Source organism: Achromobacter sp. UBA5777 (assembly GCF_002418565.1).
Lineage (GTDB): Bacteria > Pseudomonadota > Gammaproteobacteria > Burkholderiales > Burkholderiaceae_B > Achromobacter > Achromobacter animicus.
In genome coordinates this window covers 1-19627 of the sequence record NZ_DIEJ01000254.1, presented here as the reverse complement: position 1 = coordinate 19627, position 19627 = coordinate 1, and the positions used below count along the sequence as shown (strand labels likewise).

Annotated in this window: 22 protein-coding genes; 5 read left to right on the top strand and 17 right to left on the bottom strand. The window is 66.1% G+C overall.

The genetic code is table 11. The annotated features are described in order from the left end of the window. The 5 genes from B3446_RS21655 to surE all read right to left on the bottom strand — a co-directional run. The coding region (locus B3446_RS21655) for a hypothetical protein (RefSeq protein ID WP_291384882.1) at window positions 1-622 on the bottom strand (622 nt) is incomplete at its 3' end. Window positions 623-817: 195 nt separating this feature from the next. Next, window positions 818-1597, bottom strand: coding sequence for a 3'-5' exonuclease (locus B3446_RS21650; protein ID WP_291384880.1), 780 nt, complete (start codon window positions 1595-1597; stop codon window positions 818-820). Beyond that, window positions 1594-2451 carry a peptidoglycan DD-metalloendopeptidase family protein gene (locus B3446_RS21645; protein WP_191578940.1) on the bottom strand — a complete coding sequence of 286 codons (858 nt, stop codon included), beginning with the start codon at window positions 2449-2451 and terminating at the stop codon, window positions 1594-1596. The genes B3446_RS21650 and B3446_RS21645 overlap by 4 nt, the downstream gene beginning before the upstream one ends. 16 nt (window positions 2452-2467) lie before the next feature. Next, entirely contained in the window at window positions 2468-3289 is an 822-nt protein-coding gene (locus B3446_RS21640) for a protein-L-isoaspartate(D-aspartate) O-methyltransferase (RefSeq protein WP_191578941.1), read from the bottom strand. Continuing rightward, window positions 3274-4032 carry a 5'/3'-nucleotidase SurE gene (gene surE, locus B3446_RS21635; RefSeq protein ID WP_175121712.1) on the bottom strand — a complete coding sequence of 253 codons (759 nt, stop codon included), beginning with the start codon at window positions 4030-4032 and terminating at the stop codon, window positions 3274-3276. Before surE ends, B3446_RS21640 begins: the two co-directional genes overlap by 16 nt. Before the next feature lie 94 nt (window positions 4033-4126). Here surE and plsY point away from each other — a divergent pair, with 94 nt between their 5' ends. After that, window positions 4127-4765, top strand: coding sequence for a glycerol-3-phosphate 1-O-acyltransferase PlsY (gene plsY / locus B3446_RS21630; protein WP_291384875.1), 639 nt, complete (start codon window positions 4127-4129; stop codon window positions 4763-4765). Between the two features lie 63 nt (window positions 4766-4828). Here the strand turns inward: plsY and tsaD are convergent, their stop codons facing one another. Next, window positions 4829-5860, bottom strand: a complete 1032-nt coding sequence (tsaD, locus tag B3446_RS21625; protein ID WP_218343689.1) for a tRNA (adenosine(37)-N6)-threonylcarbamoyltransferase complex transferase subunit TsaD — start codon at window positions 5858-5860, stop codon at window positions 4829-4831. A gap of 110 nt (window positions 5861-5970) precedes the next feature. Between tsaD and B3446_RS21620 the strand changes: the two genes are divergently transcribed. Beyond that, a complete protein-coding gene (locus B3446_RS21620) occupies window positions 5971-7263 on the top strand; it encodes an NCS2 family permease (protein WP_056560820.1) in 1293 nt (430 codons plus the stop codon). A gap of 58 nt (window positions 7264-7321) precedes the next feature. On the opposite strand, the gene B3446_RS21615 is transcribed toward B3446_RS21620, so the two are convergent. Continuing rightward, window positions 7322-7678 (bottom strand): VOC family protein, encoded by a 357-nt coding sequence (locus tag B3446_RS21615; RefSeq protein ID WP_291384871.1) that lies wholly within the window; start codon window positions 7676-7678, stop codon window positions 7322-7324. A gap of 232 nt (window positions 7679-7910) precedes the next feature. Between B3446_RS21615 and B3446_RS21610 the strand changes: the two genes are divergently transcribed. Together B3446_RS21610 and B3446_RS21605 are read left to right on the top strand one after the other, a co-directional pair. Continuing rightward, window positions 7911-8933, top strand: a complete 1023-nt coding sequence (locus B3446_RS21610) for an LLM class flavin-dependent oxidoreductase (RefSeq protein WP_191578944.1) — start codon at window positions 7911-7913, stop codon at window positions 8931-8933. Window positions 8934-9099: 166 nt separating this feature from the next. Continuing rightward, complete coding sequence (locus tag B3446_RS21605) at window positions 9100-9474, top strand: thioredoxin family protein (protein ID WP_006388150.1); 375 nt, start codon at window positions 9100-9102, stop codon at window positions 9472-9474. 96 nt (window positions 9475-9570) lie between these two features. Here B3446_RS21605 and B3446_RS21600 read toward each other — a convergent pair whose 3' ends face one another. The 10 genes from B3446_RS21600 to B3446_RS21555 all read right to left on the bottom strand — a co-directional run bounded on the left by B3446_RS21600 (window position 9571) and on the right by B3446_RS21555 (window position 19408). Beyond that, the gene (locus B3446_RS21600; RefSeq protein WP_291384861.1) at window positions 9571-10158 is read right to left on the bottom strand and encodes an IMPACT family protein; all 588 of its coding nucleotides are present in this window, start codon (window positions 10156-10158) and stop codon (window positions 9571-9573) included. Between the two features lie 94 nt (window positions 10159-10252). Next, on the bottom strand, window positions 10253-11059 hold the full coding sequence (locus B3446_RS21595) for a transporter substrate-binding domain-containing protein (protein ID WP_291384859.1): 807 nt from the start codon (window positions 11057-11059) through the stop codon (window positions 10253-10255). 10 nt (window positions 11060-11069) lie between these two features. Continuing rightward, entirely contained in the window at window positions 11070-11843 is a 774-nt protein-coding gene (locus tag B3446_RS21590) for an ABC transporter permease (RefSeq protein WP_175121720.1), read from the bottom strand. Further along, window positions 11840-12838: an ABC transporter substrate-binding protein gene (locus B3446_RS21585; protein WP_291384857.1), complete on the bottom strand. Its 999-nt coding sequence runs from the start codon at window positions 12836-12838 to the stop codon at window positions 11840-11842. The genes B3446_RS21590 and B3446_RS21585 overlap by 4 nt, the downstream gene beginning before the upstream one ends. Before the next feature lie 66 nt (window positions 12839-12904). Next, window positions 12905-13675, bottom strand: coding sequence for an ABC transporter ATP-binding protein (locus B3446_RS21580; RefSeq protein WP_191578948.1), 771 nt, complete (start codon window positions 13673-13675; stop codon window positions 12905-12907). A gap of 106 nt (window positions 13676-13781) precedes the next feature. After that, window positions 13782-14999 carry an MFS transporter gene (locus B3446_RS21575; RefSeq protein WP_291384855.1) on the bottom strand — a complete coding sequence of 406 codons (1218 nt, stop codon included), beginning with the start codon at window positions 14997-14999 and terminating at the stop codon, window positions 13782-13784. Between the two features lie 190 nt (window positions 15000-15189). Further along, on the bottom strand, window positions 15190-16794 hold the full coding sequence (locus B3446_RS21570) for an ABC-F family ATPase (RefSeq protein WP_291384853.1): 1605 nt from the start codon (window positions 16792-16794) through the stop codon (window positions 15190-15192). A 193-nt stretch (window positions 16795-16987) separates the two neighbouring features. Further along, window positions 16988-18061: an LD-carboxypeptidase gene (locus B3446_RS21565; protein WP_291384851.1), complete on the bottom strand. Its 1074-nt coding sequence runs from the start codon at window positions 18059-18061 to the stop codon at window positions 16988-16990. After that, entirely contained in the window at window positions 18058-18549 is a 492-nt protein-coding gene (gene tadA / locus B3446_RS21560) for a tRNA adenosine(34) deaminase TadA (RefSeq protein WP_291384884.1), read from the bottom strand. Before tadA ends, B3446_RS21565 begins: the two co-directional genes overlap by 4 nt. A gap of 10 nt (window positions 18550-18559) precedes the next feature. Then, window positions 18560-19408, bottom strand: a complete 849-nt coding sequence (locus B3446_RS21555; protein WP_291384849.1) for a haloacid dehalogenase-like hydrolase — start codon at window positions 19406-19408, stop codon at window positions 18560-18562. Between B3446_RS21555 and B3446_RS21550 the strand changes: the two genes are divergently transcribed. Continuing rightward, window positions 19407-19627 (top strand): hypothetical protein (locus B3446_RS21550; protein WP_291384847.1); only part of this gene is annotated, 221 nt, incomplete at its 3' end. The two genes, B3446_RS21555 and B3446_RS21550, sit on opposite strands and share 2 nt — an antisense overlap.

The following is a 19627-nucleotide window of genomic DNA, read 5'->3' as shown; positions in this document are numbered from 1 at the left end:
CGGGACGGCCGTCGGCGCCGCGCATGCCCGGGCGGCCGTCCGCGCCGCGCATGCCGGGATGACCCTTGCCGTCCGCGCGGGCTTCCATCTTGGCGTGGCGCTCGGCCATGCGGGCTTCGCGCTCCTTGACGATCTTGGTCACCTGGCCGCGCTGCGTGTCGTTCAGGCTATCCCAGACGGCCAGCCACTGGTCGCGCACCTGCTTGGCTTGCGGGCCGAACGCGTCACGGCGCTTTTCCGACTGCTCGAGGAGCGCGCGGGGATCCAGCTTGCCGCTGTCCAGCTGCGACTTGAGCAGGTCATGGCGCGTGCCGCGGTCGGCGCGCATCGCTTCGTGCAGGCTGCGCTGCCCTTCCTGGGCGGTCTTGAACAGGGCCTCCTGCTTGGCGTCGAGCTTCAGCTCGGCGACCTGGGCCTTGGAGACGGGGCCCAGACCGGGGATGAGCAGGCCGTCACGCATGCCCTTGTGGAAACCACCGCCGCGATGGCCTTCGTGCATGGCGGCCGGACCGCCCTCGGCGGGAGGAGGAGGCGCAGCCATTGCGGAGCCAGCCGCGAAACCGCTCGACGCGGCGACGATAGCAAGGACGGCCAGATTGGAGCGGATAGCGAATCGGGACATGGATGTCTCCTGAAAGTGAAGAAAGCGAGGCCATTGTGCGATCCGCCTGGTTTCATCCAGGTTTCGTTTGCGGCCGTCTTGTTTCAGTCGATTGCTTGCCCGCCAGGCGCAAGAACGGGGCCACGCAGGCCCCGTCGGTATGCCCCGACCCCTGCGCAATGGCAAGGGTTCAGGCTGGCTGGTCGCCCGCGCGAATCAGCCCGCGTCCCAGGCCGCCATGTATTCCTTCCAGTGCGCCGCATCGCTGGCCGAGAGCGTGTCGCGCACCAGCGCGATTTCGGTCTCGTAGGCGGTGCGGTCGAGTTCACCGCGCAGGAAGCGGAAGCGGCAATACACCAGCCACGTATTGACCACGTCGGTTTCGCAGTACGCCCGCACTTCGTCGGCGCGGCCCGTGCTCCAGGCCTCCCAGACCTTGCTGCCGTCCATGCCGAGCTTGCCGGGAAAGCCGCACAGCTTGGCCAGTTCGTCGAGCGGCGCGTTGGCGCGGCCGTTGTACTTGGCCAGCACGTCCATCAGATCGATGTGACGGTTGTGATAGCGCGAAATGTAGTTGTTGAACTTGAAGTCGCGGTCTTCTTCGCCCATGTCCCAGTAGCGCGGCGCGGGCACGCCCTGGATCAGGCTGCGGTAATGCAGGACGGGCAAGTCAAAGCCCGAGCCGTTCCAGCTGACGAGCTTGGGCGTGTAGCGTTCGATGGTCTTGAAGAAGCCCGCAAGCAAGGCCGCTTCGGGATCGTCCGGCTGGCCCAGCGTCTTGACGCGAAAGCCCTGGTCGTCGCGGAACACGCACCCTACCACCGCGACCTTGTGCAGATGCAGCGGCAGGAAGTCGTGGCCCACGGCCTCACGCCGGGCGGTCAGCGCGCGCTCGACCACTTCGTGGTCGGGCACGTCGGCGCCCCAGCCGTTGAGCTTGCGCAGCCCGTCGGCGTCAGGGATGGTCTCGAGGTCGAATACCAGGGTGGGCGTCATTTGGGCGGCAGGTATTGCATCGGATCCACCGGCGTACCCTGGCGGCGGATTTCAAAGTGCAGACGCGGCGACGTCGTGTCGCTCTGGCCGAGTTCGGCGATCTTGGCCCCGCGCTTGACCGTCTGGCCGGTCTTCACGAGCAGCGCGCGGTTGTGCGCGTAGGCCGTGATGAAGCCGTTCTGGTGCTCGACGATGATGAGGTTGCCAAGGCCGCGCACGCCGTTGCCGCTGTACTTGACCAGGCCATCCGCCGCGGCGGTGATCGGGTCGCCCAGCGCACCGGCGATGTCAATGCCCTTGCTGCTGGCATTGAAGGCCTGCACGATCTGGCCGTTGGCCGGCCAGGCCCAGTTGATGACGCCGGCATCGGCCGCACGCGTGGCCGGCTTGGTGTCGACCGGCGCCGGGGGCGGCGTGGGCGTGGCATCAGGTGCGGGCGTGGTGGCCGCGGGGGTTTCGGGCTGGTCAAGCGGACGCGGTTGCGGCCGGTTGCTGGCGATCGGCGCGGTCTGCGCGCCGCCGGTGGCGCCGCCGGACATGCGCAGCACCTGACCCACCGAGATCTGGTTGGGATCGCTGATGTTGTTCCAGCGTTTGATGTTTTCGATGTCGACGTTGTTGGCGCGGGCGATCTTGTAGAGCGTGTCGCCCGGCTTGACCACATAGCTGCCGGACGTGGCCGTCGGCGCGGGTTGCCCGCCGGTCATGTCGACCACCGGGGCACGAGTACCTTTGGATGCGCAGCCGGCCAGGATGGCGAGGCTGAGGACCCCCACTGCGAAGAGCGGGCGGCGAAGACGCGTCATTGACGCGCCCAAATTCATATCGGTCAGTTGCAACTGCCCGTTGAGCATACGTTTCTCCTGTCGCTCAAGATTGTATTCCGGACCGTAGCGGCACAAAGCGCACGGCCTCTAGTTCGGTTCTTTTCCAGCTTGCCGCGCCCGTGCGTTCGATCAGGACCAGGCGCTGGTTGGAGCCCCCTTCGGGAGCGATGAGACGGCCGCCCGGAGCAAGCTGCGTCAGCAGCGCTTGCGGGATGGCCAGACCTGCGGCAGCCACAACGATAGCATCGAACGGCGCCACGCCGGGCAGCCCCAAAGTGCCGTCTCCATAGATGAGCCGGATCCTTGTGGTGAGCCGCAAGGCGCGTAGATGCTCGCGCGCCAGCTCGTACAGCCCGCGTATGCGTTCGATGGTGTGGACGTCGCGCACGAACTGCGCGAGCACCGCGGCCTGGTATCCGCAACCCGCGCCGACCTCGAGCACACGGGTAGGCGCGCGGTCTTCGCAAGCAGCCGCGATCATACGCGCCACAACCCACGGCTGGGAAATGGTTTGCGAGTGACCGATGGGCAATGCGGCGTCTTCATACGCGCGGCTGGCAAGGGCCTCGTCTACAAACAGATGGCGCGGTACTGCGGCCATCGCGTTCAGCACGCGTTCGTCGGTGATGCCCTGTGAGCGCAGGCGCTGCACCATGGCCTGGCGCAAGCGTTCGGAGTTCAGGCCGAGATTGCCGCCCGACTGCGGCAGCGGCGCCTGCGATTGCCGCTGCAGCGTGGCCGCCGAAATGCGCGTGTTGCTGTTGGCGGGCGTGTAACCCGGGCCCAGCCGGCCGGCGTCGTGGCGGGCCGGGCTGCTGCGGCCGGCGCCGGGCGTGATGTCCGGCTGGCTTATGCGTTTGCGCATAGCGGCTCTGCCCAGGTGCGGATCTCGTCAAGTTGGCTGTGCTGGGTCAGGTCCAGACGCAACGGGGTGACGGACACGATGCCCTGCTCGACAGCGTGGAAGTCCGTGCCGGGCGTGGCGTCGGCGGCAAGACCGACCGGTCCGATCCAGTAGACCGTGTCGCCATAGGGCGTGGTGGTGCGCACGACCGGTTGCGACGGATGCCGCTTGCCCAGCCGCGTGACCGCAAACCCGTGCATGTCTTCAAAACGGCGGCTCGGGATATTGACGTTGAGCAGCACCGGCGCCGCGAGCGGCTGGGCCAGATGGCGCTCGACGACCAGGCGGGCGGCGCGCGCGGCCGAGTCGATGTGCTCCCAGCCCTTTTCCGCCAGCGAGAACGCGATGGCGGGAATGCCGAACAGATAGCCTTCGCTGGCGGCGGCGACGGTACCCGAATAGAGGGTGTCGTCGCCCATGTTGGCGCCGTTGTTGATGCCCGACACGACCAGGTCGGGGCGCGTATCCATCAGGCCGGTCAGCGCGACGTGCACACAATCGGACGGCGTGCCGTTGACCGCGATGAAGCCGTTTGAAGCGGTGCGCACCGACAGCGGCCGATTCAGCGTGAGCGAGTTCGAGGCGCCGCTGTGGTTGGTCTCGGGCGCGACGACGGTCAGATCGCCCAGCCCTTCCAGCGCGGCGACCAGCGCTTCCAGGCCAGGGGCCGAATAGCCATCATCGTTCGAAACCAGAATTCGCATTGTGCATCCGAAAGAAAATAAAACGCGGGTGACGTGGCGGATTGTACCCGGGGTAGAATCCGCAGCCACTACTACAACAACGGACTCCCCTTCCATGGCGATAACCGAACCCTCCCTGGCTTTTACCGTCGCGCTCGTCGTGCTGGCCTACCTGATCGGCTCCGTGCCCTTCGCCGTGGTCGTCAGCAAGCTGATGGGTCTGCAGGACCCCCGCAGCTATGGGTCCAAGAACCCGGGCGCGACCAACGTGCTGCGCACCGGCAACAAGACCGCCGCCGCGCTGACGCTATTGGGGGACGCCGCCAAGGGATGGTTCGCAATCTGGCTGGCCGAGAAGCTGGCGCCGGGCATCGCCCCCATTGCCCTGGCCTGCGTGGCGCTGGCCGCCTTCATCGGCCACCTGTACCCCGTGTTCCTGGGATTCAAGGGCGGCAAGGGTGTGGCGACCGCGCTGGGCGTGCTGGTGGCCATCCAGCCCTGGCTGGCCGTCGCCACTGCGGCAACGTGGCTGATCATCGCCATTTTCTTCCGCTATTCGTCGCTGGCTTCGCTGGTGGCCGCGTTCTTCGCCCCGGTGTACTACGTATTCGGATCCGGGCTAGCCTGGCAGGCGCAGCCGGCCCTGGGCGTGGCGCTGGCGATCATCGGCATCCTGCTGTTCTACCGCCACCGCGCCAATATCGCCCGGCTGATCCAGGGCACCGAAAGCCGGATCGGTAGCAAGAAGAAGTAATCCCCCCGCGATGGGCGGATCAGAGGGGTGGAAAAACCGGGCGGCCTGGCCGCCCGTTTCATTTCAGGCGATATCGGCCAGATCCCAGCGCGGCTTGACCGTGAAGCTGTGGGCACTGGCGTCCAGCGTGGCCAAGCCGGCCTTCACCCGTTCGGCCGCCGCGAACGCGATCATGGCGCCGTTATCGGTGCACAGTTCCAGCGGCGGGAAGTATGCGCGGGCCTTGAGCGGCTTGAGCGCGGCATCGAGCTTGGCGCGCAGAAGCTGGTTGGCCCCCACGCCGCCGGCCACGACCAGGCGGCGCAGCCCGGTCTGTTTCAGCGCGCGGATGGACTTGGCCGCCAGCACCTCGACGATGGCCGCCTGCGTGGCGGCGGCAAGGTCCGCGCGGGTCTGTTCGTCCAGGCCGCCATTCTGTTCGGCCGCCTTGACACGGGTCAGCACGGCGGTTTTCAAGCCGCTGAAACTGAAGTCCAGGTCACCGCTGTGCAGCATGGGGCGCGGCAGGTCGAAGCGTGAGGCGTCGCCGCTGCCGGCCAGCCGGGACAGCGCGGGTCCACCTGGATAGCCCAGGCCCATGAGCTTGGCGGATTTGTCGAAGGCCTCGCCCGCGGCGTCGTCCAGGGTTTCGCCCAGCAGCTCGTAGCGGCCCACGCCGTCCACGCGCATGAGCTGGGTGTGCCCGCCTGAGACCAGCAAAGCAATGAAGGGAAACTCGGGCCGGGGATCGGCCAGCATCGGCGACAGCAGGTGGCCTTCGAGGTGATGGATGCCGATGGCCGGCAGGCCGCGCGACCAGGCGAACGACTGCGCGACGCTGGCGCCGACCAGCAAAGCGCCTGCAAGGCCCGGCCCCGCCGTGTAGGCCACGGCGCCGATGTCGGACATCTGCAGGCCCGCGTCTTGCAGCACCTGGCGGGTCAGCGGCACTACGCGGCGGATGTGGTCGCGCGAGGCAAGTTCCGGCACCACGCCCCCGTATTCCTGGTGCATGGCGATCTGGGTATGCAGCGCGTGCGCAAGCAGGCCGCGTTCCGTACAGACGGCTGCGACGCCGGTTTCGTCGCAGGAGCTTTCAAAGCCGAGAATGATCATGGCGGCAGAGTTTACAACTGATGCGAAAATACGCGGGTTCTTGACTGGGACGGGGCTTTCCGCCCCGCCCGCCACAACCTGAAAATCCTGCAAAAACCCTGGGGACTCGAATGCTGGAGAAGCTATTCAAGCTGCGTGAGCACGGCACGACCGCAAGAACGGAAGTCGTGGCCGGCCTGACGACATTCCTGACGATGTCGTACATCATCTTCGTCAATCCTGACATCCTGTCCTCGACGGGCATGGACCGCGACGCGGTCTTTGTTGCCACCTGCCTGGCCGCCGCGCTGGGCTCGCTGGTAATGGCGTTCATCGCCAACTGGCCGATCGGCATGGCGCCCGGCATGGGGCTGAATGCCTTCTTTGCCTTCACCGTGGTCAAGACCATGGGCTACACCTGGGAGCAGGCGCTGGGTGCGGTGTTCATCTCGGGCATCATCTTTCTGTTCCTGACGATATCCGGCATCCGGGTCTGGCTGGTCAAGGGCATCCCGCATTCGCTGCGCAGTGCGATTGCGGCCGGCATCGGGCTGTTTCTGGCCATTATCGCGCTATCCAGCGCGGGCATCGTGGTCGCCCATCCGGCCACCAAGGTCACGCTGGGCAACCTCACCACGCACGGTCCGCTCTTTGCCATCCTGGGCTTTTTCGTGATCGCGTCGCTGGACGCGCTGCGCGTGCGTGGCGCCATCCTGATCGGCATCATCGTGGTCACGGTGCTGTCGATGGTGATGGGCTACAACGAGTTCAAGGGCATCTTTTCCGCGCCGCCCAGCCTGTCGCCTACCCTCTTCAAACTGGACATCATGGGCGCGCTGCATTCCGGCTTCGTGCACGTGATTCTGGTGTTCGTACTGGTCGAAGTGTTTGACGCCACCGGCACGCTGGTGGGCGTGGCCAAGCGCGCAGGCCTGGTGCCTGAAGACCGCCCCAATCGCCTGGGCCGCGCGCTGTTCGCGGACAGCACCGCCATCGTGGCCGGTTCGATGCTGGGCACCAGCAGCACCACCGCTTACGTGGAAAGCGCCTCCGGCGTGCAGGCTGGCGGGCGCACCGGCATGACCGCACTGATCGTGGGCCTGCTGTTCCTGGCCGCGCTGTTCATCTCGCCGCTGGCGGGCGCCGTGCCAGCCTACGCCACCGCACCCGCCCTGCTCTACGTCGCCGGCCTGATGATGCGCGAGCTTATCGACATCGACTGGAACGACGTCTGCGAAGCCACGCCGGCCGCGCTGACCGCGCTGGTCATGCCGTTCACGTACTCGATCGCCAACGGCATTGCGTTCGGCTTCATCAGCTACGTGGTGCTCAAGACCGCCACGGGCAAAATGCGCGACGTGCACCCGGCCACATGGCTTGTGGCCGTGCTGTTCGTGATCCGCTACGCGTTCTTCCCTGAATAGTCGGGCTGGCACGCTGTTGGCCCAAAGCCGCCGCAGGTCATGCCTTGCGGCGGCTTTTTCATTTGGCGGCCGTCCACACCGCCAGTTCGTAGCCGTCGAGGTCCGTGAAATGGAAGCGGCTGCCGCCCGGAAACGTGAACTCGTCGCGGCTGATGCGACCGCCCGCGGCCGTGATGCGTTGCCGGGTTGCGGCCAGGTCGTCGCCGTACAGGATTACGAGCGGACCGCCCGGCCGAACCGTTTCTCCCGTTGTGAAGCCGCCCGTCAGCCGGCCATCGGTGAATTCCGAATACGTGGGACCGTAATCCGTGAACGTCCACCCGAAGACCTCGGCATAGAAGCGCTTGCTGCGCGCGATGTCCGCGACGTTGAATTCGATGTTGTCGATGCGGTTGTTCTGGCCGCTGGCGCCCATGCCTGTCTCCTTGAATTGAATGAAAGATGCGCGGCAATTCCAGGCCGCGACGGTGCTTGCTATTGTAGGGATCGGAAAAATCAATCAACCCGCCCAAGGGCATGGTTGCTGGCGGGCTCGGTTGAATTCGCCGATACACTCCCCATGTAGATCAGCATATGGAGTACATTTTGCGCCCTTCCCCTTTCATTTCCGCGCTGCAAGCCTGTCATGACGCAGCGGAGGCGCACGCATGAGCGCCCTGGCGAATATCCCCTTTTCCGTGCTGGACCTGGCCCCGATTGTGCAGGGCCGCGACGCCGCGGATGCGTTCCGCAATACGGTCGCACTGGCGCAGCATGTCGAGCAACTGGGCTACAACCGATTCTGGCTGGCCGAGCACCACAACATCAATGGCATTGCCAGCAGCGCCACGGCCGTGCTGATCGGCCATGTGGCCGGCCACACCCGTACGCTGCGCGTCGGCTCGGGCGGCGTCATGCTGCCCAACCACGCGCCGCTGATCATCGCCGAACAGTTCGGCACGCTCGAGACCCTTTACCCCGGCCGCATCGACCTGGGCCTGGGCCGCGCACCCGGCAGCGACGGCGCGACGCAACAGGCGCTGCGCCGCAGCCCGCGCAGCGGTCTTGAGTTCCCGGCGCTGGTCGAGGAGCTGCGCGGCTTTCTGGCGCCCTCGCGCCCCGGCCAGCCCGTGCGCGCCATTCCCGGCGAAGGGCTGGACGTGCCGATCTGGCTGCTGGGTTCCAGCGACTTCAGTGCCCGCATGGCGGCCGAACTGGGCTTGCCGTTCTCGTTTGCCGGGCATTTCTCGCCGGAAGGCATGGCCGCGATGCGCCTGTACCGTCACTTGTTCAAGCCGTCCAAGACGCTGTCGCGCCCCTATTCGATGATCGGCGTGCCCGTCATTGCCGCCGAAACCGACGAGGCCGCGCGCTTCCAGTCGACCACGCAGCAATTGAAGTTCCTGTCGCTCGTGCGCGGCCATCGCCTGCAATTGCAGCCGCCGGTCGAAAGCATGGACGGCGTATGGAACGAATGGGAGCGTGAGGCGGTCAATCAGAGATTGGGCGCTTCGATCGTGGGCGGCCCGGACACCGTCAAGCGGGAACTCGAAGCCCTGGTCGCGGAAACGCAGGCCGACGAGGTCATGATCGTGTCCGACTTCTACGACATCGCCGACCGCCTGCGTTCTTTCGAGATCGTCGCCTCACTGAAAAACGGCGCAGGCGTCTCCACGAAATCAGCGGCCTGAGAGCCGTATTCTGCGCCAATGACGGCGCCAACCATTGCGACGCGGCCTGGACCGGCTCTACTATGGGCTTTCAAGGCCTGGCAATACGCGTCGCCGCATCAGCGCCGGGGCAGGCCCCCGGTGTCTCCGCCACCGCTTTTCGCCGCCCACGCGGCAAGGATTTCTCATGAGTATTGTTGAACTCACCAAAGACAGCTTCCAGGAAGCCATCACGCCCGACGGGACCCTCATCGTCGACTTCTGGGCGCCCTGGTGCGGCCCGTGCCGTGGTTTCGCGCCGGTATTTGAACAGGCCGCCACCGAGCATCCGGACGTCACGTTCGCCAAGGTGAATACCGACGTCGAGCAGGAACTGGCCGGCGCGCTGGGCATCCGCTCGATTCCGACGCTGATGGTCTTCCGCGAAAAGGTCCTGCTGTTCTCGCAACCCGGCGCCTTGTCCGGCGGTCAGTTGAACGAACTGCTCGCCAAGATCAAGGAAGTGGACATGGAAAAGGTCCACCAGGAAATCGCCGCGGCGCAAGATAGCCAGGACGCGTAAAACCGCAAGGGGCCCGGACCGGGCCCCTTCCTTTTGCACCGGGACATTTGCTTCCCGGACGCCGCGGCGCGGCAGGCCGGTGCGGGCGCTGGCTGGCTACGAGACGACTTCCCACGCGGACCGGCCGCGCGTGATGTTCGCCGCAGTGACTTCCAATTCAGTCAGCACCACACGCGGCACCGTGAACGTGAGCGTGACGCCGTCCGCGTTGTAGTCTTCCTGCTGAATGGCGGCGCCTGCCTGCGCCAACCGTGATTTCAGCAGCGCCATCTCGCCGAAGCCGCTGGCGCAGCGCACCGTCGCCAAGTCGACGATTTCCGTGCGCTCGCCCAACCGTAGACAATTGGCCGCGCATCCGCCGTAAGCGCGCACCAGTCCGCCCGCGCCCAGCTTGATTCCCCCATACCAGCGCACGACCAATACCGCCACGCGGTCCATGTCCTGGCCTTCGATGGCTTGCAGGATCGGCCTGCCCGCGGTGCCGCCGGGCTCGCCATCGTCATTGAAGCGGTATTCCTGTCCGATGCGGTAAGCCCAGCAGTTGTGCGTGGCCTCGGGGTCGCTGTGCTCGGCAAAGAAGCGCATGGCGTCGTCGACCGTGGCGACCGGCGCGGCATACGCGGCAAAGCGGCTTTTCTTGATGTCTTCCTGGTAGGTGCAGGGAGCGGTCAGCGTGTGCGTCATGCCCGGCATTGTAAGTGCGCGGATCGGCGGGCGATGCGGCCTGCTCGGATGCGTCCTGCGCGGCCCGGCCTGCGCGGCGCCGACCGGCCGCGCATCAGCCGTGGCAGTCCGGGACTTCCTGATCCAGATAGACGTCGAAGGCGACGTCGCGCGCCCATTTCGTGGTCATGGCCTTCCAGGCGCCGGCGCGGTCCCAAGCCCGCATCTCTTGCCCGAGCCACGCGCGCGAGGCCTCGTCCTGCGCGGGCAGCAGCCACACGCGCTCCTGGCGTGCACCATCCGGTGTCAGCGTCGAGGAGAACTTTTTCCATTCCGGAAAGCGCATCAGCGGCTCCCAGACAGCATCGTCGACCAGACCGATGTCGCACGCTCCTTCGCGCACGGCGACGAGCGCGTCCGACGGCACGCGATACGTCTTGACGGTTGCGCCCCAGCTTTGCGCCAGGGCTTGCGCCTGCGTGGCGGCTTCGGCCATGCACACGCTGCGGCCCTGCACGTCGGCGGGTTTGCGCATCGGCGTGTCGGTGCGGATCACGGCCTTGGGCCGTGCCGCATAGCCGGTGGCTTGCACCGCGACGGTCTGCGGCTGTCCGTCGGGGCGGTCTGCAAGCACCAGATCCACCTCGCCTGCCTTCAACGCTCGATCGGCGTCAGCGGCCGGCAACTGGACCAGCCGCACGGGCAGCTTCAGGCTGGCGCCCAGCTTGTCCGTGATGGCGGCGTCCAGGCCTTCGGGCGTGCGGATCTTCGCGCCCGCGACCGGCGGCGGCGCCAGATACGGCACCCCCACGACCAGCTCACCGCGCGCCCTCGCCGCGGGAAAGGTCTCCGGTTGCGCCTGCGCGAAGCCCGCGAGCAGCAGGCCCGCGGCAAGGACGAATGGACGCATGCGGGACATCATGATGACAACGTCAGACGTATTGGTAACGCAGCAAACGATGCTTGAGGTTTTCAAGCACGAACTGGTCGATCAACGCAGCCAGCACGGCGATCACGAGGATGTTGGTCATGACGCCGGTCATGTCCGCGATTTCGCCCGAGTACGCCAGCGACCGGCCCAGCCCCTTGCCGAAGCCGATCAGCATTTCGGCCGAAATCAGCGCCCGCCAGGCGTTGCCGAACGCCAACTGCGCGCCGGTGATGAGTTCGGGCATGACCGCCGGCAGGTACACCCGCTTGATCAGCCCCCAGCGCGTCGCGCCCATGACGCGCGCCGCCGACACGTGCACACGCTGCACGGATTCGGTGGCGTTCATCACGCTGAGCGCGGCCGGAAAGAACGCCGACAGCGCCACGACCACGATGATGGGCGTATTGCCAAAGCCCATCACGATGAGAAACAGCGGCACCCACGCGATGGACGGGATCGACTGCAGGATGACGATGGCGCTGCGCAGGACTTCGCGGAAGAAGAACAGCACGGCCGCCACGAGGCCGAAGCCCACGCCGGCGGCAAGCGCCAGTCCGTAACCCGCACCCAACCGTCCCAGCGTGCCCATGAGGCTCTGGTGGAACGACTGCTTGCCCAGGTCTTCGAACAGCCGCTCGACGACGGCCGGCACGCCGGGCATCAGGAAGTCGGGTAGCGCGAACGCGGCCAGTTGCCACAGCGCCAGGATGAACAGGACGCCCAAAACGCCCGCAAGATGCTTACGGGCGCCGGTCACACGGGTAGATGCGCTCAAAGCTTGCGAGCCTCTTGCCAGGACAGGTCGACGATGCTGGAGACGTCGTACGGCTTGCCGTCGCGCGTCTTGAGCGAACCCTGGGCCTGCAGGATGTCAGCGATTTCCTGCATGCGCGCCGTGTCCTTTTCCGTCAGCTTGGGCGTGAACACCTGCGTGCTGATAGCTTCGGAAATGACGGTTTCACGCGGCAGCTCGCCGCGGGTCAGCGTCTTGAGCGTGGGCTCGGCGATGAAGTACGACGCGATCAGCTTGGAAGCCTGCGCCGGTTCCTTCTGCAGCAGCGTGATGGCCTGGTTCTGGGCGTCCAGCGCCTTCCAGACATCGTCCTTGCGCTTAGCCAGCGTTTCGCCCGAGGTGATGACGACCATGCACGGGAACGGCCAGGCCTGGCCCACTTCGTAGATCTGCTTGACCGGCGCGACCAGTTGCGCGATGCGGTCGTAGGGTTCGAACAGGAAGGCCGCGTCAACACGCTTGCCCACCAGCGACTGCACGGCCACGGCCGGGCTCACGCCCATGACGTTGACGTCGTCGGCTGTCAGATTGCCCTGCTTGAGCACGACGCCCTTCAGGACCACGTCGGCGGTGCTGCCTTCAGCCTGCGAGGCCAGCGTCTTGCCCTTCAGGCCGGCGATGTCCTTGATGCCGGAATCGTCACGCACGATCAGCGAGTGATAGCCCTGCTGCGCGCCGCCCACCACCTTCAGGTCAGCGCCCTTGGAGGCCCAGGCGACCGCGTTGGTGAAGCCGAGCACGCCGATGTCGAGCTGGCCGCCGACGATTGCCTTGATGAGGTCGGTGCCCGACTTGAATTCGATCAGTTCGGAATCCAGGCCGGCCGTCTTGTAGTAGCCGCCCTCTTGCGCGACGATCGCCTGCGCGTCGTCCATCACGCGCAGGTAGCCTACGCGGAACTTCTCGGCAGCCATCGCGGGGGCAGCCGCCAGCAGCGCCGCAGCCAGCGGCAGGGACAACCATTGCTTCAGTTTCATCAGAGGAACTCCAGGTAATTCGATAAGCGGCCGCGCCTGGGCGGCCGTGGATATTTGGGGAGAAGGTCAGGCGGCCAGCGCGATGTCGGCGTGCGCGTCCGAGCCGCCGACGCCGATGCCCAACAGGCGCAGGATTTCGCGCTTCTCAGCGGCAAGATCGGACAGGTCGTGCGTCTTGACGCGGTGGGCCAGGTTGAATTCGCGCAGCACCCGCGCCGGACGCGGGCTGAAGACAACGATGCGATCGGCCAGGAACAGGGCCTCGTCGACGTCGTGGGTCACCAGCAGCACCGTCGGCTTTTCCTGCGCGATGAGCTGGCGCAGCACGTCCTGCAGGCTCAGGCGGGTCAGCGCGTCGAGCGCGCCGAAGGGTTCGTCCATCAGCATGGTCTGGGGCTGCGCGATGAACGCGCGGGCCAGCGCAGCGCGCTGGCGCATGCCGCCGGAGACCTGATGGGGATAGTAGTGTTCGAAGCCTTCCAGGCTGACGCGCGCCAGCCATTCGCGTGCGGCTTCGCGGGCGCGCTTCTTGGGCGTGTTCTGGAATTCCAGCGCCAGCGCCACGTTGTCTTCCAGCGTCAGCCAGGGATACAGGGCGTGTTCCTGGAACACCAGCGTGCGGCTGGGATGCGGTCCCGTGACCTTGTCGCCGTCGGCCAGCACGCTGCCCTGCGTGGGCATTTCGAGCCCGGCGGCCAGATGCAGCAAGGTGGACTTGCCGCAGCCGGACGGACCGACCAGCGCGACCAGCTCGCCGGTCTTGAATTCACTGGTGAAGCCATCGACGACGGGCAGGTCGCCGAAGTGCTTGTGGACGTGGTCGAAAATCAGGTTCATGGAACGAATCGTCAGCGCGCGTGAAAACGAGCCTCAAATCTAACAATTCGTTATATGAATCCAAACAATCAATATCGAATGTCTTTACTTCTTTTCGTAATAACGATCAGACTGGCGCCGGCTGCCGGCTGGCCGCCCGCTGCAATCCAAACGCAATGACGAAGCCCAGCGTGACGCACAGGGACGCGGCCAGGAAGATCGCGGGGTAGCCGAAGCCGCTGGAGATGTAGCCCGCAATCGGGCCGGTCACGCCCAGCGCCAGGTCCAGGAAAGCCGAATAGGCGCCCAGCGCCGCGCCGCGGCTGCCGGCCGGCACGCGCGCCACGGCCTCGACGCCGATGGCCGGGAACACCAGCGCGAAGCCGCAGCCGGTCAGTGCGGCGCCCAGCAGCGCCATGCCCGGGTTGGGCGCCAGCCACAACAGCAACAGACCGGCCGCTTCGACCAGAAACGACACCTGCGCCACCCGGAATCCGCCAAAGCGGGTGATGGTGCCGGCGAACAGCAGACGCACGCCGATGAAGGCGCCGCCGAACGCACTGAGCGCGCTCGCGGCGCCATCCCACGAGACGCTGGCGTAATACAGCGCGACGAAGGCGGCCAGCGTGCCGAAGCCGACCGACCCCAGGCCGAGCGCCACGCCGTGCGGGAACACGCGCAGCACCACGCTCTTGAAGGCCATGCGGTGCCCGCCGACGATGGCGACGGCCGGCCGGATCATGGCAAGACCCAGTCCGGCCAATCCCAGCAGCAGCACCGCGCCGCCCAGTGCGCCCATGCTCCAGTGCTTTTCAAGCTGCACGCCCAGCGGCGCGCCCAGCGCCAGCGCGCCATAGGTGGCGATGCCGTTCCACGAAATGACGCGGGCGGTGTGCAGCGGCCCTACCCGCGCGATGGCCCAGGTGGCCGAGCCGGTGCCGACCCAGCTTTCGCCGAATCCCAACGCCAGGCGACTGAGGATGATTGCCGCGAGGCTGAGCCACGCGGTGCGTTCGAAGGCGTAGGCGAGCAGCAGAAAGATGCCGCTGATCGCGCAGGCCGCCATGCCGATGACGACGGTCTGCTTCGGGCCGACCGTATCGGCCATGCGGCCGGCGTGCGAGCGGCTGAGCAAGGTCGCCACGTACTGCACGCTGATCGCCAGGCCCGCCAGCACGGATCCGTAACCCAGGTTGCCGTGCACGTAACCCGGCAGCACGGCAAGCGGCAGGCCGATGGCCAGGTAGCAGATGAAGGTAAAGAAGGCGATGGCAACGATGCGGGCCGTCAGGGTGAACGTGCCGATCTGCGCGCCATCAGGCGCGTCGTGCAAAGAGGGAGACATGTGGGGACAAAAAGAAGCCCGGCCGGACAGCCGCCAGGGTCGGGCCCGATGATAGCGCAGCGCAGATTGCGTCCGGCTGAATAAGTGTGTCCATTGCGGAGCGGCGGCCGGAATGGACTACGGGCGCAGCGGCCCAAATGAAGAAGCGGCGCACGACCCCGTGCGCCGCTTCATGACCCGCCGTGCGGAATCAGGCCTCGATGCCGCGCGAGGACAGGTAGTCTTCGTACCCGCCGCGGTAGTCGACGATCTCGCCGGAGGGCAGGATTTCGATCACGCGCGTAGCCAGGCCGGACACGAATTCGCGGTCATGCGACACGAAGACCAGCGTGCCTTCGTACTTTTCCAGCGCGAACTGCAGCGACTCGATCGACTCCATGTCCAGGTGGTTGGTCGGCTCGTCGAGCAGCATGACGTTGTGCCGGCCCAGCATCAGGCGGCCGAAGGTCATGCGGTTCTTTTCGCCGCCGGACAGCACCTTGGGGGCCTTGGGCAGGTCGTCAGCCGAAAACAGCAGGCGGCCCAGCACCGAACGGATCGACTGGTCGTCGTCGCCCGGCTGGCGGTGGTCGCCCATCCAGTCCAGCAGGTTGATGTCGGTTTGCTGGAACTGGTCGGACACGTCCTGCGCCATGTAGCCCAGGTCGGCATTGTCCGACCACTTCACCGTGCCCGAATCGGGTTGCAGGTCCTGCGCCAAGAGGCGCAGCAGCGTGGTCTTGCCGACGCCGTTGGCGCCGATGATGGCGATCTTTTCGCCGGCGTCGACCATGGCCGAGAACTTGGTGATGACGGGCGCGTCGTAGGCCTTGGTGAGGTTTTCGACAGTGACGGCCAGGCGGTGCATGACCTTGCTTTGCTCGAACCGGATGTACGGGTTCTGGCGCGACGAGGGTTTGACCACGACCTGGTCGGCCTTGATGCGGTCGATCTGCTTCAGACGCGAGGTGGCCTGACGCGACTTGGATTTGTTGGCCGCGAAACGGCGCACGAAGTCCTGCAGTTCGGCGACGCGTTCCTTGGCCTTGGCGTTGTTGGCCACCAGGCGCTCGCGGGCCTGGGTGGAGGCCAGCATGTAGTCGTCGTAGTTGCCGGCGTAGATGCGGATTTCACCGTAATCCACGTCAGCCATGTGCGTGCACACCTGGTTCAGGAAGTGACGATCGTGGCTGATGATGATCATCGTGCTCTGATAGCCGTTGAGCACGTTTTCCAGCCAGCGGATCGTGTTGATGTCCAGGTTGTTGGTGGGCTCGTCCAGCAGCAGCACGTCGGGGTTCGAGAACAGCGCCTGCGCCAGCAGCACGCGCAGCTTCCAGCCCGGTGCGACTTCGCGCATCGGCAGGTTGTGCTGGTCGACCGCGATTTCCAGGCCCAGCAGCAGTTCGCCCGCGCGGGCTTCGGCGGTGTAGCCGTCGTATTCGGCGAACTTGGCTTCCAGATCGGCCGCGCGCATGTAATCGTCTTCGGTCGCCTCCGGGTTCGCGTAGATCGCGTCGCGTTCGGACATGGCGTCCCACATTTCGGTGTGGCCCATCATCACGACGTCCAGCACGCGCACGTCTTCGAACGCGAACTGGTCCTGGCGCAGCTTGCCCAGGCGCACGCCGGGTTCAAGCGCGACATTGCCGCCGGAGGGTTCCAGGTCGCCGCCGATGATCTTCATGAACGTAGACTTGCCGGACCCATTGGCCCCGATCAGCCCGTACCGGTTGCCTTCCCCGAACTTGACGCTGACGTTCTCGAAAAGGGGCTTGGGACCGAACTGGATGGTGAGATTGGCGGTGGATATCACGGTGTATGTACGTTTGAAGGCGCCCGAAAGCGCATGCGGGAAAACCTGCTAGTGTAGCAAACGGGCTGCGGCCCTTATTTATATTGGCGACAGCGGCGCTGCTGGAGCGCCGAAGCGCCGGACCGCCGGACCGCTGCACCGCCGAAGCACCGGACCGCCGGACCGCCGCGCCGCCCCACCCCAAGACCGGGAATCAGTGGTGATGCTCGTCCAGCACCAGATGCGCGAGGCCCGTTTCGGTGGCGATGCCGACCTTCTGGCCGATGGGCAAGGTGGCTTTGGTGGCGACATGGCCGTACGGCAGACCGGTAATGACCGGCACCTTGACCGTCTTGCGCAGCCAGGCCACGACCTCGTGCAGATCGTACCCCTTGTCGTGCGGCGCCAGCTTGTATTCGGTGAAACGGCCCAGGACGATGGCCTTCTGGCGCGCCAGGATGCCGGCCTGCCAGAGCTGGATCAGCATGCGCTCGACGCGGTACGGATGCTCGGCCACGTCTTCCAGGAACAGGATGCCGCCACGGATCTTCGGCATGTAGGGCGTGCCCAGCAGCGAGGTCAGCATCGCCAGGTTGCCGCCCCACAGGATGCCGCGCGCGTCGACCGGGTCGGCGTCCTGCGTTTCGAAGCTGAGGATCTCCAGCTCGCCGCGCATCACTTCGCCGAACAGCGCTTCGGTCAGGTCATCGACCTTTTTGCCGCCGAAATCCTGGACCGCGGTGGCGCCCGTGTAGCTGACCGCGCCGGTCTGCGCCAGCAGCGCCAGGTTGAACGCCGTGAAATCGCTCATGCCGACAAAGCGCTTGCCGCTGTCGGCCATGGCCTTCCAGTCGATGGCGTGCAGCAACCGGCCCAGCCCGTAGCCGCCGCGCGTCACCATGACGATCGGCAGCTTCTGTTTCGTGGCGCGCGTCAGGCTGGCCAGGCGCTGGGCGTCCGTGCCGGCGAACCGTTGATGCTCGGCCAGCGCCGTGCGGTCCAGCGCGGTCTTGAAGCCCTGTTGCGCCAGCCGTTCAAGCGCCAACGTCACGGTGGCGGGGTCGCGCACGGCGGACGAGGGGGAAATCAGGTAGATGCCGCGGGCGTCCGGCTGGGGACCGTGATGGTGCGTGTGATCGTGGTCATGGTCATGGTCGTGACCGCATGCGTCGCCGCAGTCCGGACCGTGATCGTGCGCGTGAACGTGCGCCGGGGTGGCAGCGGCCTTGGCGCGGCTCGCCTTGGCGGCGGGCTTGGCAGCGGACTTGGCGGCTTTGGGGGTACTCATGCGATGGATTCCTTGGCGCGGCGTTCGCGGAAGAACCGGCGCAGCAGATCGCCGCAGGGTTCGGCCAGCACGCCGCCGGTGACTGAAGTGTGATGATTGAGCTTGGGCACGGACCCGACGTCCAGCACGCTGCCGCAGGCCCCTGTCTTGGGGTCGTAGGCGCCGAACACCACGCGCGCAAGGCGCGCATGCAGCATGGCGCCAATGCACATCACGCAGGGTTCCAGCGTGACGTAGACGGTGATGCCGGGCAGCCGGTAGTTTTCAAGCTGGCGCGCGGCGCCGCGCAGCGCGACGATCTCGGCGTGCGCGGTGGGATCGTGGTCGATGATGGTGCGGTTATAGCCCCGCCCCAGGATGTCGCCCTGGGCGGACACGACCAGCGCGCCCACCGGCACCTCGCCGATGTCGTAGGCGGCCTGGGCCTGTTCCAGGGCCAGGGTCATGAAACGCGCGTCCTGCTCGGTCCAGCGCGGCACCGTGTCCATCGGGGCCAACTCAGCCACGGTACACCCGCGATTTCAGCGCGATGCGGCCCGCCAGGCTGGTGACCGCTTCTTCGAGCCATTGATACAACTCGGCCTCTTCGTCGTAGCGGGCCTGGTTGAGGTTGGACACGCGCCCTTCTTCGATGAAGCCCCAGGCGCGGCTGCGCTTGTCGCGGTGCTTGGGATCCCAGACCCCAAAGGCAAAGCCGCCGGCGCGGCGGATCAGCGAAAAGCACGGAATGTCGGTATAGCCGTCGCCCACGAAGACCATCTGGTCGAACGGGATGCGCAGCCGGTCCTCGGGAATCTTGCGGTTCACTTCGAACGGCTTGTTGCGGAATTCGCGGCCGATGATGCCCTTCTGGATGTGGAACAGGTAGCGGGTCTTGTCCGTGAAGCTGACGACGCGCCGCGGGAACGCGATGCCGCCGTCCTCGCCATAGACGAATTCAGATGCCCAGATCTCGGTGAACTCATGCGCGATGGGCGTCGAGCGCACCACGTCGCCGATGCCGCTGGAGATGAGATAGAACTCGAGCTGCACCTGCGGATGCTCGGCACGGACCGCGGCGCGCAGACGCTGGAACAGCGTGGCCACGCCATCGTGCAGATCAAGGCGAGCGCCCCAGTCTTTCAGGCGCTGCTGCGTGATGAGGCCATGCCGTCCCTGCCGGGACAGTTCGATCATCTTGTAGAGATAGGCCGGCACGGGATCCCAGTCCTGCTGAAACAGCAGGGGATCGACCTCTTCCTTCCAGAAGGAGGCCGTGTCCACGCCGATGCTGTCCAGAAACCCGGACGTGCTGTCCGAGGCCAGCGTGTCGTCGAAATCGAAAATCAGGGCGATGACGTCGGACATGAATATGCGTGAAAAAGGGCGACAGCCGCCATTTTGCCTGAATGCGGCAGCGGCTGCGCCCTGGAAGCAGCGCGCTGCATCACACAGCGCCCTGCTTCAGATTCGCTTCATGCGCTTTGAATCATGCGCCCTGCTTCGCGCGATGCCTTACTGGCGGATCGGCGCGGTCATCGTTCCCGTGCCGGGAGCGGGCGCCATGCCTGGGGCGGGCGCCATGCC

Coding starts and splice junctions, on each gene's coding strand:
- tadA (WP_291384884.1), bottom strand. CDS start 18,549: ATGGACACGGTGCCGCGCTGGACCGAGCAGGACGCGCGTTTCATGACC.
- B3446_RS21650 (WP_291384880.1), bottom strand. CDS start 1,597: ATGACGCCCACCCTGGTATTCGACCTCGAGACCATCCCTGACGCCGAC.
- B3446_RS21575 (WP_291384855.1), bottom strand. CDS start 14,999: ATGTCTCCCTCTTTGCACGACGCGCCTGATGGCGCGCAGATCGGCACG.
- B3446_RS21585 (WP_291384857.1), bottom strand. CDS start 12,838: ATGAAACTGAAGCAATGGTTGTCCCTGCCGCTGGCTGCGGCGCTGCTG.
- B3446_RS21600 (WP_291384861.1), bottom strand. CDS start 10,158: ATGACGCACACGCTGACCGCTCCCTGCACCTACCAGGAAGACATCAAG.
- plsY (WP_291384875.1), top strand. CDS start 4,127: ATGGCGATAACCGAACCCTCCCTGGCTTTTACCGTCGCGCTCGTCGTG.
- B3446_RS21595 (WP_291384859.1), bottom strand. CDS start 11,059: ATGATGTCCCGCATGCGTCCATTCGTCCTTGCCGCGGGCCTGCTGCTC.
- B3446_RS21640 (WP_191578941.1), bottom strand. CDS start 3,289: ATGCGCAAACGCATAAGCCAGCCGGACATCACGCCCGGCGCCGGCCGC.
- B3446_RS21620 (WP_056560820.1), top strand. CDS start 5,971: ATGCTGGAGAAGCTATTCAAGCTGCGTGAGCACGGCACGACCGCAAGA.
- B3446_RS21555 (WP_291384849.1), bottom strand. CDS start 19,408: ATGTCCGACGTCATCGCCCTGATTTTCGATTTCGACGACACGCTGGCC.
- surE (WP_175121712.1), bottom strand. CDS start 4,032: ATGCGAATTCTGGTTTCGAACGATGATGGCTATTCGGCCCCTGGCCTG.
- B3446_RS21615 (WP_291384871.1), bottom strand. CDS start 7,678: ATGGGCGCCAGCGGCCAGAACAACCGCATCGACAACATCGAATTCAAC.
- B3446_RS21565 (WP_291384851.1), bottom strand. CDS start 18,061: ATGAGTACCCCCAAAGCCGCCAAGTCCGCTGCCAAGCCCGCCGCCAAG.
- B3446_RS21605 (WP_006388150.1), top strand. CDS start 9,100: ATGAGTATTGTTGAACTCACCAAAGACAGCTTCCAGGAAGCCATCACG.
- B3446_RS21645 (WP_191578940.1), bottom strand. CDS start 2,451: ATGCTCAACGGGCAGTTGCAACTGACCGATATGAATTTGGGCGCGTCA.
- tsaD (WP_218343689.1), bottom strand. CDS start 5,860: ATGATCATTCTCGGCTTTGAAAGCTCCTGCGACGAAACCGGCGTCGCA.
- B3446_RS21580 (WP_191578948.1), bottom strand. CDS start 13,675: ATGAACCTGATTTTCGACCACGTCCACAAGCACTTCGGCGACCTGCCC.
- B3446_RS21610 (WP_191578944.1), top strand. CDS start 7,911: ATGAGCGCCCTGGCGAATATCCCCTTTTCCGTGCTGGACCTGGCCCCG.